The organism is Buttiauxella agrestis ATCC 33320, assembly GCF_000735355.1.
In the GTDB taxonomy this organism is placed as follows: Bacteria; Pseudomonadota; Gammaproteobacteria; order Enterobacterales; family Enterobacteriaceae; genus Buttiauxella; species Buttiauxella agrestis.
In genome coordinates, this window is the sequence record NZ_JMPI01000073.1 from 1 (window position 1) to 14,320 (window position 14,320).

Genomic DNA, 14,320 nt, shown 5'->3' on the forward strand with positions numbered 1-14,320 from the left:
AAACCGACACCCAGCAACACACCCGCCGCCATGGTGACTTTGCGGACACCAAAGCGTTCCTGCAATTTGCCCGCAACAGAGGAGGAAATCGCCAGACCCAGGCTTAATAAACCGAAGGAGAACGCGACCTGGCTGATTGGCTCATCCAGTTTTTGCGAAAGCGCGCTGTTAAACAGGCTCCAGGTATAAACGGAACCCAGGGCAAACTGGGTAATGATGGTGCCGATCAGAGTTAACCAGCGAGTACGGTTGTAAGAGGCATTATTCATGGCAGATGTCCGCAAAATTTAAGAGAAATCTTCTGCTGCCAAGAGTAACGAAGTGCATTTTATTCCAGGAGAAAAAGGCATGAGTTGCACTCAAGCCGGAATGAAATGCATCTGAGAGGGTATGAATGACCTGGACGGGGATTGAACAAGCCGTTTTGTTAGTGATTACTATCAACCTGATGCCCGTAAACATTGAGCATTAGATGTTAAATATACAGGTTCAAGGTTAAATTAATGATCAGAAACGGGCACTCACACCCACATTATAAATATAGGCTTCGCCGGTGGCTAAACCTTCCGCTTGTGACATAGAAGCAAACGCTGCCATATTTTTACCAATCGGCATATCCGCCCCCACAGTCACATCCATCCAGCTCGCATCCTGTCCGTTTGCAACGTTAGATCGCATCCCGGACTGCGCTTTCCACTGATTTTCACCATATTGATGGTTGTAACTGAGCTGTGCCCACGGGCGCAGATAACCCACCGATGAATCTACCCGCCAGCCCACAGTAGAAACGCTGGCATGCCAGAGTTGATCGGTAAATTGCGCAGCAACGGCGGAGTCGCCATATTCGTTATAAATCCCGGTAGACGAGCCATCCCAACGATATTTTGCCGTCGGCCCGGTGGTTATTTTTCCAGGCAAAGAGATATTCCAGCCGATACCCAAATGTGAGCTATCAGCGTTAACACTGTCGTTACCAGAAACGAGCATCAGCCCCTCCTGGTTTTGGGAGGTAAATGAAGAATTAATCCTTTCTGCGAGAATATCGTTATAACTTGGTTGGTGATTACTGTCCCAGGTATAACGATCCTGCGCTTCGCCTGAAGTTTCTTCGGCGACATACTCTTGTTGCCAGGCAAATACATTCGTAGCATAGGGCAGGCAACACAAAACCAGCACCGTGGAGAAAGTGACACGGCGACCACTGCGTTTAAAGTTTTTATTCATTAAAGCGACTCCAGGAAAGAGCCAAATCCGGCGATATTTTTTTGTGTTTTTGGCGGGCTTGCGGATAGCCCTGAATTAACTATTGTCTCTTTATCTGGCACGTCAAGTTGGCACGAGAAATTTCATCAAAGGAGACACATATGTTGCGTTGTGGATGGGTATCCCAGGACCCGCTCTATATTGCGTACCACGATAAGGAATGGGGCGTGCCGGTGACTGACGGTCAACACCTTTTCGAGATGATTTGCCTTGAAGGGCAACAGGCCGGTTTGTCCTGGATTACCGTGTTGAAAAAGCGTGAAAACTATCGTCGGTGCTTTAAGAATTTCGACCCGCAGGCCGTGGCATTACTGCAACCGGAAGATGTCGATGTATTAGTACAAGACGCGGGAATTATTCGCCATCGAGGGAAAATTGAAGCCATCATCAATAACGCAAAAGCGTACCTGGCGATGGAAGCCAACGGCGAGAAATTCCCGGAGTTCGTCTGGTCATTTGTCGATAATCAGACGCAAGTGACGAAAGCCGCAACGTTGGGTGAGATTCCAGCCATGACTCCCGCTTCCGACGCGCTGTCAAAAGCGCTGAAAAAACGCGGCTTCAAGTTTGTCGGCTCGACGATTTGCTACTCGTTTATGCAGGCTTGCGGATTGGTTAACGATCATGTCACCACCTGCTTCTGCCATCCTGATAATCTCAAATGATTCGCCGCTTACAGCCAGATGAAATGGATGAACTGATTGAAATCTGGCTTGCCAGCACTATTCAGGCTCATCCCTTTATTAGCGAAAACTACTGGCACGAAAGTGAGTCCATCGTGCGCAACGTATATATCCCGCAATCTGAAACCTGGGTTTATCAGCATCAGGACAAAATGGTGGGATTTATTAGCGTGCTGGATTCACTGTTTATCGGCGCGCTGTTTGTCAGCGAACCTTTTATTGGCAAGGGAATGGGTCAGTCGTTGATGGAACACGTCAAAGAGATTTACCCCTCACTGAGCCTCGAGGTTTACCAGAAGAATCAGCGGGCGGTGCATTTTTACCATCGCCAGGGCTTTCGCATTGAAGAAAGCGCCTGGCAAAATGAAACGCGCCACCCGACGTGGATTATGAGCTGGCAGGAGGAGAAAACGCAGTAACCTCCGGCACCGGGCCGAGATATTTTTCGGCCCATACCAGCGAGGAGTTCGCCGCACAGCCATTTGCCAGCCGCGACGTCGGAATATCCAGCGTCAGCACGTTAACCGCTCCGTTCTTACACAGCTTCCGGTCATCTAAATCCGGCCAGGCACCTTCGTGTATACAGACGACGCCAGGTTTAATGCCGTCCGTCACCAGCGCCCCCACCAACACCTGCCCTCGGGCATTCCAGACCCGCACCAAATCGCCATCAGCAATACCACGCGCCGCGGCATCTTGCGGATGCAGCGTTAACGGCTCACGCCCGGCGATGGCGTATTTGTCACGCAACGCTGCGTAGTTAAGCTGGCTATGCAGACGGTGCGCCGGGTGAGAAGAAAGCAGTTGAAGCTGGCCTGCTTCAGCATTGCCTTGCCATTCGTCCGGAGCAAGCCAGGTCGGATGCGGCGGGCAATCGGCGTAACCAAAACTGGCGATTCGTTCAGAATAAATTTCGATTTTCCCGCTCGGCGTTTTTAATGGATTCGCCTGCGGATCGCGCGTGAAATCAGCAAAACGAATAAAACCGGCATTCTTTTCACTTTCCGGCATTTCTATCAGTTGGTTACTTTCCCAGAACGTTTTAAAGTCCGGTAATTCCACCTGCTGCGCCGCACCGCGTTTGCGGGCGATTTCATAGCACTCTTCCAGCCATTGCAGCTCGGTTTTACTTTCAGTGAAACGCGCCTCGCCGCCCTCTTCCCACAATGCGCTCAGTGCCGCAAAAACGTCGAAATCGTTACGCGCTTCACCCTGCGGGGCAACCACCTGCTTCATCGGCACCAGATGCTGATTGCTGTAATCGCCGGTCATCGTTAAATCATTGCGTTCAAACGATGTGGTGATCGGTAGGACAATATCGGCGTGCTTTGCCGCCGCCGTCCAGAAGCATTCGGAAATCACCACCAGTTCCGGTTTCTGCCAGGCTTTTATCAGGCGGTTTGTGTCCTGGTGATGGGTGAAATTACCGCCGCCAGCCCACCACAACATGCGGATATCCGGGAAGATTTTCTGTTGCCCGTTGTGCTGATACTCACCACCGGGGTTTTCCAGCGCTTCTACTATTCGCGCCACCGGGATTTTTTCTACGGCATCGGCTCCATTTGCCACGGTCCCCTGCAAAGACCCTAACACCGCCGCGCGCCGCGTTGGATTGCCGCCATTCGCAAAATGATAGGACAGGCCAAAACCGCCGCCAGGCGTGCCAATCTGCCCAAGCATCGCCGCGAGCGTCACCAGCATCCAGTGTTTTTGCTCACCGTATTGCTGGCGCTGCATGCCCCAGCCGGACATCAGTATGGTGCGGTTTTTGCTAAACAACTGCGCCAGATATTCGATAGTTTTCGCAGGCACGCCGCAAATTTCTGCCGCCCAGGTTGCTGTTTTCGGTTGGCCGTCTGATTCGCCCATCAGATAAGCAGCGAATTTGTCGTAACCATGCGTACAACGCGCCAGGAACTCTGTGTCGTGCCAGCCGTGTCTCACCAGCGTATGCGCGATACCCAGCATCAGCGCCACATCAGTCCCCATATTCGGGGCAATCCACTGGGCATTTTCGCCGAAGAAATCCACCGTTTCCGAGCGCATCGGGTCAATGGCGATCACCGTTTTGCCGCTGTTTTTCAGTTGCTCGAAAAACTTCACGCCTTGTTCGTCACTGGCGTTCCACGCAATCTTCAACGTGTTGAGCGGATTAGCGCTCCAGAGCACCACCACGTCGCTATGTTCAAGCACTAACGGCCAACTGGTTTGCTGCTGATAAACTTCATTGGAGCCAACCACATACGGCATGATCACCTGCGCAGCGCCCGTTGAATAATCTCCCAGATGCCCGGTGTAGCCACCTGCAAGACTCATATAGCGCTGCAACAGCGTCGCCGCTTTATGGAACACGCCATTGGATCGCCAGCCGTAAGAACCCGCAAAAATAGACGCTGCGCCATAATTGGCACGAATACGTTGGTGCTGCTGGTGAATCAGTTGCAGCGCCTCATCCCAGCTAATCCGCACATATTCATCGTCGCCACGCACACCTTGTGGGGCATCAGGCGAGGCAAGAAAACCTTTTCGCGCCATGGGAAATTGCACACGGGCTTTGCTGTGGACCTGATCCGGAACGGCGCTTTGCAATGAGTTTTCGTGGCCGGTTTCCAGTGCGCCGATGGATGTGAGCACACGCTCTCCGTCAGTTTCGACGAGCATCGGCCCCCAATGGGCGGCGGTCAGGATTTTCTTGTTTGATGAGAGTGTATTAGCCAATTCAGGCTCCCCTTGTCGCAGGTAGTGGGCAGGTGGCGGCCTGATGGCCACTCAATATTTAGTTTACAAATTCAGACGACTCTATAGAAATTTCTACACATTCACACTGCATAATCAACCGCCGCCGATCATGCGGTTGAGTTATTAAATTCACAAAGGAAATGAGATGAAAAAACGCGTCATGATGATTGCCGCCATTGTTTGCGGCACGTTAGCAGTTTCTGGTTGTACGACCAACCCTTACACCGGCGAACGTGAAGCAGGGAAATCAGGTATTGGAGCAGGCATCGGCTCGCTGGTTGGGGCTGGCGTAGGCGTACTTTCCTCATCCAAGAAAGATCGCGGCAAAGGCGCACTGATTGGTGCCGCTGCGGGTGCAGCTTTAGGTGGTGGCGTGGGTTACTACATGGATGTGCAGGAAGCTAAACTTCGCGACAAAATGCAAGGAACAGGCGTAAGTGTGACGCGTAATGGCGACAATATCGTGCTGAACATGCCAAATAATGTGACCTTTGATAGCAGCAGCGCGACGCTGAAACCAGCTGGTGCAAATACTTTAACCGGCGTGGCAATGGTACTGAAAGAGTATCCAAAAACTGCGGTTAACGTTGTGGGTTACACCGACAGCACCGGCAGCCAGGAGCTGAATATGAAGCTCTCACAGCAACGTGCAGATGGCGTGGGTAGCGCGCTTATCACGCAAGGCGTGGCCGCAAACCGTGTGCGTACCACAGGGGCTGGCCCGGCAAATCCAATCGCCAGCAACAGCACAGCTGAAGGCAAAGCACAGAACCGCCGCGTAGAAATTACGCTTAGCCCGCTGTCTTAATCGGCTTTAATTCGCCCGGGCGCTGTGCCGGGGCGAAATATTTTGTACCCAGGCATTTACATCGGCGGTGTCAGCCCGTCTTTACCCGCAGAAACACCGCGCACCACGACCTGCCCTTTGTCGTCTTTTGTCACGTGCAGCACCACTTTTGTACCCGGTTGCAGCAATTTGCGATCGCCCGGGGCAATCAAAACCACAGGCACATCGTCTGGCACGATAACCTTTTTCTCCTGATCCTTAACCTTCACTGTCATCGTCCGACCCTGACTATTCACCAGCTTACCTACGGTGCCGTTAGTCATGGTGTTCACATTCCCATCCGCAGATTCAAAGGGATTAAATCCTTCGCCTGAGCCACGCAAACTGGGTGCAAAAACATGGACTTCCAGAGCCTTAAGCGTGCCATCCGCCTGTTGCACAGCGGCAGTGCCTATAAAGCTATCAGGCTTGATATCACTGATTTTCGCCTCGCTGACGCTATTTACTTTGGTTTCATCTGTTAGCGCGACGTCGAGCTTGTCGCCCTGGCGCGTGGTGATTTTGAGCGTATTCCCCTCCACCGCGTCGATGGTGCCGCGTACGGGCCTGATGACATTTTCAGACCCAGCGGCCATGACTCCGGCACTCAGCAGTAGTGCACTGAGCAGCAAAGCGGAAAAACAAGGCTTAATCATGTTTCTCTCCAGTATTCAGTTCATGAATTATTAGCATGCTTATTAAGGGTAATTCGCAAATGAAAACCGGTGAGGAAAGTGGCTTGAAAGAGTGTGTTTAAACATTTCGCCGAATCGTGTGGCGGCAGACAGTCGCAGCTAAACTATCCATGATACGCTGCGTGAATTCGTTATTCATCGTGCTGGTTCAGGAAGAGATATGGCTTATAAATACGCTTTGATATTGCTTATCCCGCTCGCCATTATGGGTTGCTCATCGACTGATACGTCAGGCTATGACGGGCATAAAACCCTTAGCCCGACCGAGACCAACGAGGCATTAATCATGCGCTCGCAATATCCGGATCACTATTATGGCCGTGAGAATTTAACAACGGAGCAGCGCAGAGAGATAAGCGAACAAATGCGCGCTGACAGACTCGAAGCCCGCGGGCGACGTGATAACAGCACCGACAGCGGCGATGGCTTCGGGCAGTCGGTTCCACAAGGGTTTTATAACTAAGTAAATTTCATATCTTATAAAAACAAAAAACCCCGCTGGTGAGGCGAGGTCTTTTGTTTTTACTGCTAGTGCTTTTACTGCTTCGCACATCTAGTAACTTCAACCTCCAAAATATACGACGAAACCTTCGGCGGTGCAAATACTTGCTGCTATTGTGAGCAATCAATAAAAATGTCACTTGCGAAGCTGTTCGCATTTTCACCCTTTTACTGTTTATTTATACAGTAAAATGGATATACTGAGTGTGTTGAATGTGATGTGCTCTGAGGCCGCAAACCGCCGCGCAATTCAAGTCCTGGCTGAAACGGGTGGTGCCGTCAGTGCCTTAACCTCAGAGGAGCGCATCTAGTAACCTCAACAAATTCAGCAGGCTACAGGCAGCGGAAAGGCTCGTCGGCTGAAAGTGCTCCTGACTACAGGAGAAAAAGCGTATGGGCTTGATGGGACTGGCTATTTTGTTTCTGAAACTCATGGTTGCGTTACTGCAACTGCTTGAAGTCGCCATGAAATACTTTAAGTAATTCCTGGCCTTCAAGTCGCACCAAAGGGAGGCGGGAAACCGCCTCCCTTTTATAAATCTTTCCAGGCGGGCAATCTGTAATACCAACGACTTAAGGCGTAATACACGGTCATTATTAAACCGAACGTGATTCCTGCCGACACTATTTTCAACAATATACTTCCAGCAGTATCTCCATCATTTCGCCATTGAAGAAACCACATAATCCCCCCCCACAGCACGCCGAAGTAGAGGCTGAAGTTCAGGAAAGTCATGTAAAAAGGAACAAAATGTGGAGGCCGACACCTGAAATTAAAACGCCAGAGCAAATTGACATAGGGTGGGGCATAAGTGCTTTTCCACATCCCTGTTTTGGCAAGTAATTTGAGCGCACGTTGTTTCTTCGTTTCAAAATCCATTCCAACATATCCCCTGATAATAGTTTTTAACTTCAAGGATATATCTCGTCATCGGATGACACTGAGGCTCATCCCTCATTTCTGGCAACAAAAATTGCCGTTGAGGCTTTACAGGCTGCCATTTTATCTCTGGTTCAAAAGGTGTCAGGCCATAGGGCTTCATGGTCTTTGTGTGGTAGATTCCTCTCGATTTTTTGGCGCAGTCAGTTTTATAAACTGACAATTAGCATCTACACCCCAAATAACACCTGAGAAAATGAAAAAGTTAGCCAATATTCACCTTCTGATGATGTTGATTCTGTTGGTTGCTGTCGGACAAATGACGCAAACCATTTATATCCCCTCAATTCCCGATATGGCTCGCGATTTTGGCGTGCGCAGCGGCGCAATCCAGCAGGTGATGGCGGCTTATTTGCTGACCTATGGCTTATCACAACTTGTCTATGGGCCAATTTCAGACCGTATTGGCCGACGCCCGGTCATTCTTACCGGCATGAGCATTTTCATCCTCGCCACCCTGTGGGCGCTGTTTACAACAAATTTAACCGCGTTAGTGATTGCCAGTGCGCTGCAGGGAATGGGGACGGGCGTTGCGGGCGTGATGGCGCGGACCATGCCACGTGACCTTTACGAAGGTGCATCGCTTCGCTCTGCTAACAGTTTGTTGAATATGGGGATTCTGGTTAGCCCACTCATGGCTCCGGTGATTGGCGGAATGCTTGACTCCGTGTGGGGGTGGCGCGCTTGCTACGGTTTCCTGCTGGTGCTGTGCATGATTGTGGCGTTCTGCATGCTGCGCTGGCTGCCGGAAACGCGCCCAGTTCAGGAAAAACCGCAACGGCTGATGGCGAGCTATAAAACGCTGCTCGGCAGCGGTTCATTTAATTGTTATTTGCTGATGCTGGTCGGTGGTCTTGCCGGTGTTGCGGTATTTGAAGCCTGCTCTGGCGTGTTGATGGGCGGTGTTTTGGGGCTTAACGGCTTGGTGGTGAGTATTCTGTTCATTCTGCCGATTCCTGCTGCCTTTTTTGGCTCCTGGTATGCCGGGCGGCAAAACGCGCGTTTTTCATCGCTGATGTGGCAGGCGGTTTTAAGCTGCCTGTTTGCTGGCATCCTGATGTGGATCCCAGGCTGGCTGGGCGTGATGAATATCTGGACGCTGTTGGTGCCAGCCGCGCTGTTTTTCTTCGGCGCAGGTATGTTATTCCCGCTGGCGACCAGCGGTGCAATGGAGCCGTTCCCGTTCCTGGCAGGCACCGCAGGGGCGCTTGTGGGCGGGCTGCAAAATATTGGATCAGGCGCAATGGCGTGGTTTTCAGCGTTGCTGCCACAAACCGGGCAATTCAGCCTCGGCATGTTAATGACCGCGATGGGCGTGATGATTCTGTTCTGCTGGTTGCCGCTGGCGCATCGTTTTCAGCAGCATGGGGAAACGGTGTAAGTTTCCCCATACCCGAAATTAAAGCACTTTACTCAAGAACTCTTTGGTGCGCGGGTTGGTCGGGTTACTGAACAGTTGCGACGGCGGCCCCTGCTCCTGAATCACGCCCTGATCGATAAACACCACGCGGTCGGCAACCTCACGGGCAAAGCCCATTTCGTGGGTGACGATAACCATCGTCATCCCTTCCAGCGCCAGCTGTTTCATGACTGCCAGCACTTCGCCCACCAGTTCAGGGTCGAGTGCTGAAGTTGGCTCATCAAACAAAATGATCGACGGCTCCATCGCCAGCGCACGCGCAATCGCCACACGTTGCTGTTGCCCACCGGAAAGGCTTGACGGCCAGGCATCAATCTTGTCTATCAACCCCACCTTTTGCAGCAGCTTTTCGGCGCGTGATACCGCTTCGGCTTTCGACAAACCTTTTAGCGAGATCGGCGCCATCGTCAGGTTTTCCAGCACCGTCATATGTGGGAACAGGTTAAAACGCTGGAAGACCATGCCAACGCCAGAGCGCAGCGTATTCAGGTTGGTTTTCGGGTCATGAACCGCGTAACCGTTGACCACGACTTCACCGCCGTCTGGTTTTTCCAGCGCGTTCAGACAACGCAGGAAAGTACTTTTCCCGGAACCGGATGGACCAATGACGCACACCACTTCTTGCGGCGCGATATCACATGAAATGCCGCGCAGCACATGGGTTTTGCCAAACTGTTTCTGCAAGTCTTTAACGTGAATCACTTTTGCCAAACCTCTTTTCCATGTGTTGCACCATCAGCGAAAGCAGGAACGTCAGAACCCAATAAACTAATGAAATTGTCAGATATGGTTCCCAATAAGTCGCATAAGCGCCAGAAACAGTACGCGCTGCATAAGCCAGATCGGCCAGACCAATCGCTGAAGCCAGTGAAGAATCCTTCACGATAGCGATAGCGTTATTGCCCAACGGCGGCAGGATGCGGCGGAACGCCTGCGGCAAAATCACTTTGCGCATCGTTTTTCCCCAGCCCATTCCCAGCGCACGTGACGCTTCCATCTGGCCTTTGTCGATTGACTGAATACCGGCGCGGAAAATTTCCGAAACGTAAGCTCCCGCGTTCAGCGTAATCGCCACCACACACGAAAGAAACGCGCCGTATTCCGAGCGCAGCATGCGTGCGAAATCCACCGACATCAGTCCGCTGGTCACTAACATGCCGTCACGCGGGTTAATAAACAGCGGCACCAGCGCAAAATGAACCACCATGATTTGCACAAACAATGGCGTGCCACGGAAAGCGCTCACATAAACGCGCACTGGCCACTGCACGGCGTAACGCAGCACGTGTTTCCACGGGCCATCTTCGGCGTGCGCCATGCGGCCTAGCCCAAGCAACAAGCCCCAGGTGGTGCCTAAAATAACGCAGATGATGGTGCACTTGATGGTCATGATCGCACCTTGCATAAATAGCGGCGCGTATTCTGAGATTATCTCCCAGCGAAATCCGGTCATACCTGTCCTTGTTGGGGCCGAAACGGCCTCAAGTCATATACCCATTATCCTTCAAGCTGCAGGGGTGTTGGCTGCGCTCCTTCGCCCCAGTCACTTACTCAAGTAAGCTCCTGGGGACTTACTCTCTTGCCGCCTGGCTGCAACTCGAATGCTAACGGGTATAACAAATTATTCAGCGGGGAGGGTTGGAACGTTGCTATCAAACCACGTGGAATAGATTTTTGCGTAAGTCCCATCGGCAACGATTTTCTTCAGGCCGGAGTTAATTTTACCCAACAACTCCTGGTTATCTTTTGCGACCGCGATACCGAAATACTGGCGTTCAAATTTGTCGTCTTTAACGGCTTTCAAGGCTTTTTCCGGGTGAGATTTGATGTAGTACTTCACCACACCAACGTCACCAACAGCCGCGTCGATGCCGTCTTCAGCCAGCTCTTGCAGCATCAATGGCGTGTTATCAAAACGTTTGATGTCGGTGCTGTTTTTACCCAACGTGTCGGACACTACGGTATCGCCCGCACTGGAGTTCACCACGCCAACTTTCTTACCTTTGAGCGCGTTAACAGAATCCACTTTGGAGTCGTTCGGCACCACGATGGATTGCTCTGCCGGGAAGTAAGGCGCGGAGAAATCGACCATTGCTTTACGCTTGTCGGTGATGGTGATGCCGGAAATAATAATGTCGCGATCGCCAGAATTCAGGGTGGCGAAAATACCTTCCCACGGCGTGTTAACCAGTTTGATATCAAAGCCTTCCACTTTTGCGATGGCCTTGATGATGTCGATATCGAAGCCTTCCAGTTGCTTCTGGCTGTTTTCAAATTCAAATGGACGGTAAGTGCCGCCAGAGCCGACCACATAAGTCTGCTGCGCGGCGTAGGCGGAAGTGAGAACGGTGGAAACCATGCACCCGGCTAAAAGAACTGACTTGGCAAACATCCTTAACATGTGACGCTCCTGACGAATTATTTATGCATTTAATTTGCATAAAAATACATAACTTAACGAAATGCATCAACCAATAATTGCAGGTGTAATTCTGAATCAGCCCGCTAAAGACAGGTAACCTGGTAAAAAGTGCCGTTTCCACCAGGACAATGGCACAGCCGTACAAATCAACGTGAGGTAATTCACAGCCGCTTGTTGTCTTGCCAGAGATATGTTTACGCCTCGATATACTCGCCAGACCTCTTATCCAGCTTTATCAGAAAAAATAATGAAGTAGCGGAGAATATGATGAGTCAACTGGCTACCAGTAATGTCCATCGCGATAGCGGCAGTATGCTGATTTGGGTGCTGCTGTTGATACTTGGCGGTGTGTTGTTTTTCTTTTCATTAGACAGGCAGATTGTTTCGATTCTAAAAACCACATTGATGCATGAACTCAGCCTGAGTAATACCGATTACTCAATACTGATCAGCGCATTTATGATCCCTTATACCTTGATGTACTTCATCGTTGGCGGCATCGTTGACCGTTTTGGCAGCCGTTATGTGTTGAGCGCGCTGATGGTCGTGATGTCAATTGCCACGCTGATTACCGGCATGTCTACTTCGCTTAACGGTCTGATCGCCGGGCGAGTATTGCTGGGGCTGGCAGAGTCCGGCATTGTCCCGGCCTTAACACTCGCAGTTTTTACCTGGTTTAAGGCAGAAAAACGCGCCTTTGCCTTCCAACTCACCAATATCATCCAGTCCCTTGGCCTGATTCTAGCCCCGCCATTTGTCGCCTGGGTAACGCTATCCACAGGCTGGCGCTGGGCATTCTTTATTCCGGCAATCGCAGGAGTCGTTGTTGGGCTGATGTGGTTTTATTCCAGCCGCCGTACGCCAGCCGCTGTAGAAGAAGTCCCCCACGAAAACTCGGCGAACGTGCCACTTTTGCAGCGTTACAAAATGGTGCTGACCTCAAAACCCATTTGGGCGCTACTCATAGCCCGCTTACTCACCGACCCGTTCTGGTTCTTTTATCAGTATTGGCAGGTTGGGTTTATGCAGGAAAAGATTGGTATGACGCTGGCACAGGTTGGCAAAATGATGTGGTTCCCGCCGCTGGTAGCTGTGTTTGGTGTGCTGGCAGCGTGCTGGATGTCGGACAGATTAGTCGCTCGCGGAATGAGTTCCACACGCGCAAGGCTCACCATTATCTGGTCAGTGACTTGTTTGTCGCCTCTCGTTTTCCTGCTGCCTTCAATGACGAATCCGTATGCTGCGGTGGCCATCATGACGATCATTAACTTCATGTGTACAGCCTGGCTGAGCATGGCGACCATTATGATGGGCGGCCTTGCCCCACGCATTGCCATTGCTACCGCTATCGGGGTGATGAGCGCGTTAGGAGGTGTCACCTCCATTATTTTCAACGGCTTTGTCGGCACGATTATCGACCATTTCGGCTATTCGCTACCGGTGTATATCGGGGCAACTTTGCATCCCATCGGCGCGATTGTGCTGGCCGTTTATTTTCTGCGTAACAAACAACATTTATCCCTTCAGGAGAGTCTGTGATGCCATGTCTCACCTCAGTAACGCCAGGCAAAGCCTGTGCCGATTTCACCGTTTTGTTTTGCCTAATGAACCATGGAAACCAACAGTTTGCCGCCTGGTATGATGAAAATCATCGCCTTACCGTGGGAAACCGGGCACTGCCTGATGGCAACTGGACACAGTTTCAACCAGAAGGGTTTTGGATAGACGAACGAAAGCGCCCTGCGCATTTCACCGATTTTGATTCCCACAATTATCTGACCATGGCGATAGATAGTGCCGGGTTTATACACCTGGCTGGCAATATGCATGTTGACCCGCTGATCTATTTTCGCTCAGAGAAACCACTGGATATTACGTCGCTACGTTGCGTTCCACACATGGTTGGTGACCGGGAAAACCGCACCACTTACCCCGTATTTTTTAAAGATAATCAGGGGCGCTTGCTGTTCCGCTATCGCGATGGGTGTAGCGGCAATGGTGATGATATTTATAACGTCTATCAGCCTCAAACACAGCAGTGGACGCGTTTATTAGACACGCCACTGCTTAACGGAGAAGGCGCACGCAACGGTTATGCTCGCCAGCCAGTACAAGGCCCTGACAACTACTGGCATATGGTATGGATGTGGCGCGAATCACCTCATTGTGAAACCAACAATAATCTCTCTTATGCACGCAGCCGCGACTTGATCCATTGGGAAAAATCAGACGGTACACCGTTGGCATTGCCCATATCACGTTGCAGTGGCGAAATTGTGGATAATGCCGGTATCGGCGACGGGCTGATTAATATGGTTCAGGAAGTCGGTTTTGATAATCAGGGCCGGGTAGTGCTGATTTTCCATCGCTATGATGCAGCCGGCCATTCCCAGGCCTGGCTCGCAAGGCCGGACGACAAATGCCACTGGCAAAAAGAGCAGCTAAGCCAATGGACATTTCGCTGGGATTTCAGCGGCGGCGGCTCGATTCCGCCAGATATCACGCTTTCAGCACCACGAGCCGTAGGCAATGAAATGCTGGAGGTCGAGTGGACGTCGCTGTGGACCGGTAAGGGTATCTGGATTATCGACGAAGAGAATTTACGTATAGTGGAAACCAAACCGCTGGAAAGTCTGATACCGGAAGCGTTCTGGCGACCTCATCAAGAAACGCATCCCGATGCCGAAGTTCAGATTATGGCTGCATTAAACAGCGATTATTCACCGCAATCGCGTTACTGGCTGCGTTGGGAAGCATTGCCGATTTTCCGCGATGTACCACATGATACGGTGACAAAGCCCACTGAGCTGGAAGTGCTGGAGTTAACGTAA

The 14,320-nt window shown here is 51.2% G+C and carries 15 protein-coding genes and 1 pseudogene; 8 read left to right on the top strand and 8 right to left on the bottom strand.

The features are described from left to right. Both GBAG_RS20165 and GBAG_RS20170 read right to left on the bottom strand, forming a co-directional pair. Positions 1-269, bottom strand: a pseudogene (locus GBAG_RS20165) (oxalate/formate antiport family MFS transporter); the annotation flags it as partial. A gap of 238 nt (positions 270-507) precedes the next feature. Further along, complete coding sequence (locus GBAG_RS20170) at positions 508-1,224, bottom strand: autotransporter domain-containing protein (protein ID WP_034499715.1); 717 nt, start codon at positions 1,222-1,224, stop codon at positions 508-510. A gap of 140 nt (positions 1,225-1,364) precedes the next feature. Here GBAG_RS20170 and tag point away from each other — a divergent pair, with 140 nt between their 5' ends. Together tag and GBAG_RS20180 are read left to right on the top strand one after the other, a co-directional pair. Then, positions 1,365-1,928: a DNA-3-methyladenine glycosylase I gene (gene tag, locus GBAG_RS20175; RefSeq protein WP_034499717.1), complete on the top strand. Its 564-nt coding sequence runs from the start codon at positions 1,365-1,367 to the stop codon at positions 1,926-1,928. After that, positions 1,925-2,365 carry an N-acetyltransferase gene (locus tag GBAG_RS20180; protein WP_034499719.1) on the top strand — a complete coding sequence of 147 codons (441 nt, stop codon included), beginning with the start codon at positions 1,925-1,927 and terminating at the stop codon, positions 2,363-2,365. The genes tag and GBAG_RS20180 overlap by 4 nt, the downstream gene beginning before the upstream one ends. On the opposite strand, the gene GBAG_RS20185 is transcribed toward GBAG_RS20180, so the two are convergent. Next, entirely contained in the window at positions 2,334-4,664 is a 2,331-nt protein-coding gene (locus tag GBAG_RS20185) for a molybdopterin guanine dinucleotide-containing S/N-oxide reductase (RefSeq protein ID WP_034499721.1), read from the bottom strand. The two genes, GBAG_RS20180 and GBAG_RS20185, sit on opposite strands and share 32 nt — an antisense overlap. A gap of 166 nt (positions 4,665-4,830) precedes the next feature. Between GBAG_RS20185 and GBAG_RS20190 the strand changes: the two genes are divergently transcribed. Next, positions 4,831-5,493 carry an OmpA family lipoprotein gene (locus GBAG_RS20190; RefSeq protein ID WP_034499724.1) on the top strand — a complete coding sequence of 221 codons (663 nt, stop codon included), beginning with the start codon at positions 4,831-4,833 and terminating at the stop codon, positions 5,491-5,493. Between the two features lie 56 nt (positions 5,494-5,549). On the opposite strand, the gene GBAG_RS20195 is transcribed toward GBAG_RS20190, so the two are convergent. After that, positions 5,550-6,167: a hypothetical protein gene (locus GBAG_RS20195; protein ID WP_034499727.1), complete on the bottom strand. Its 618-nt coding sequence runs from the start codon at positions 6,165-6,167 to the stop codon at positions 5,550-5,552. Positions 6,168-6,366: 199 nt separating this feature from the next. Between GBAG_RS20195 and GBAG_RS20200 the strand changes: the two genes are divergently transcribed. Together GBAG_RS20200 and GBAG_RS22865 are read left to right on the top strand one after the other, a co-directional pair. Continuing rightward, complete coding sequence (locus GBAG_RS20200) at positions 6,367-6,669, top strand: hypothetical protein (RefSeq protein WP_034499730.1); 303 nt, start codon at positions 6,367-6,369, stop codon at positions 6,667-6,669. Between the two features lie 431 nt (positions 6,670-7,100). Further along, complete coding sequence (locus GBAG_RS22865; protein WP_134185952.1) at positions 7,101-7,190, top strand: type I toxin-antitoxin system toxin TisB; 90 nt, start codon at positions 7,101-7,103, stop codon at positions 7,188-7,190. A gap of 49 nt (positions 7,191-7,239) precedes the next feature. Here GBAG_RS22865 and GBAG_RS20205 read toward each other — a convergent pair whose 3' ends face one another. Further along, positions 7,240-7,587: a DUF6404 family protein gene (locus GBAG_RS20205; protein WP_034499733.1), complete on the bottom strand. Its 348-nt coding sequence runs from the start codon at positions 7,585-7,587 to the stop codon at positions 7,240-7,242. A gap of 256 nt (positions 7,588-7,843) precedes the next feature. Between GBAG_RS20205 and emrD the strand changes: the two genes are divergently transcribed. Further along, on the top strand, positions 7,844-9,028 hold the full coding sequence (gene emrD, locus GBAG_RS20210) for a multidrug efflux MFS transporter EmrD (RefSeq protein ID WP_034499735.1): 1,185 nt from the start codon (positions 7,844-7,846) through the stop codon (positions 9,026-9,028). 18 nt (positions 9,029-9,046) lie between these two features. Here emrD and GBAG_RS20215 read toward each other — a convergent pair whose 3' ends face one another. From GBAG_RS20215 to GBAG_RS20225, 3 genes are all read right to left on the bottom strand, one after another. After that, positions 9,047-9,769 (bottom strand): amino acid ABC transporter ATP-binding protein, encoded by a 723-nt coding sequence (locus GBAG_RS20215; RefSeq protein ID WP_034499910.1) that lies wholly within the window; start codon positions 9,767-9,769, stop codon positions 9,047-9,049. After that, a complete protein-coding gene (locus GBAG_RS20220; protein ID WP_034499738.1) occupies positions 9,756-10,520 on the bottom strand; it encodes an amino acid ABC transporter permease in 765 nt (254 codons plus the stop codon). The genes GBAG_RS20215 and GBAG_RS20220 overlap by 14 nt, the downstream gene beginning before the upstream one ends. A 168-nt stretch (positions 10,521-10,688) precedes the next feature. Further along, positions 10,689-11,426 (bottom strand): basic amino acid ABC transporter substrate-binding protein, encoded by a 738-nt coding sequence (locus GBAG_RS20225; protein ID WP_410373342.1) that lies wholly within the window; start codon positions 11,424-11,426, stop codon positions 10,689-10,691. Positions 11,427-11,756: 330 nt separating this feature from the next. Here GBAG_RS20225 and GBAG_RS20230 point away from each other — a divergent pair, with 330 nt between their 5' ends. Together GBAG_RS20230 and GBAG_RS20235 are read left to right on the top strand one after the other, a co-directional pair. Beyond that, a complete protein-coding gene (locus GBAG_RS20230) occupies positions 11,757-13,028 on the top strand; it encodes an MFS transporter (protein ID WP_034499740.1) in 1,272 nt (423 codons plus the stop codon). After that, complete coding sequence (locus tag GBAG_RS20235) at positions 13,028-14,320, top strand: BNR repeat-containing protein (RefSeq protein ID WP_051873763.1); 1,293 nt, start codon at positions 13,028-13,030, stop codon at positions 14,318-14,320. The genes GBAG_RS20230 and GBAG_RS20235 overlap by 1 nt, the downstream gene beginning before the upstream one ends.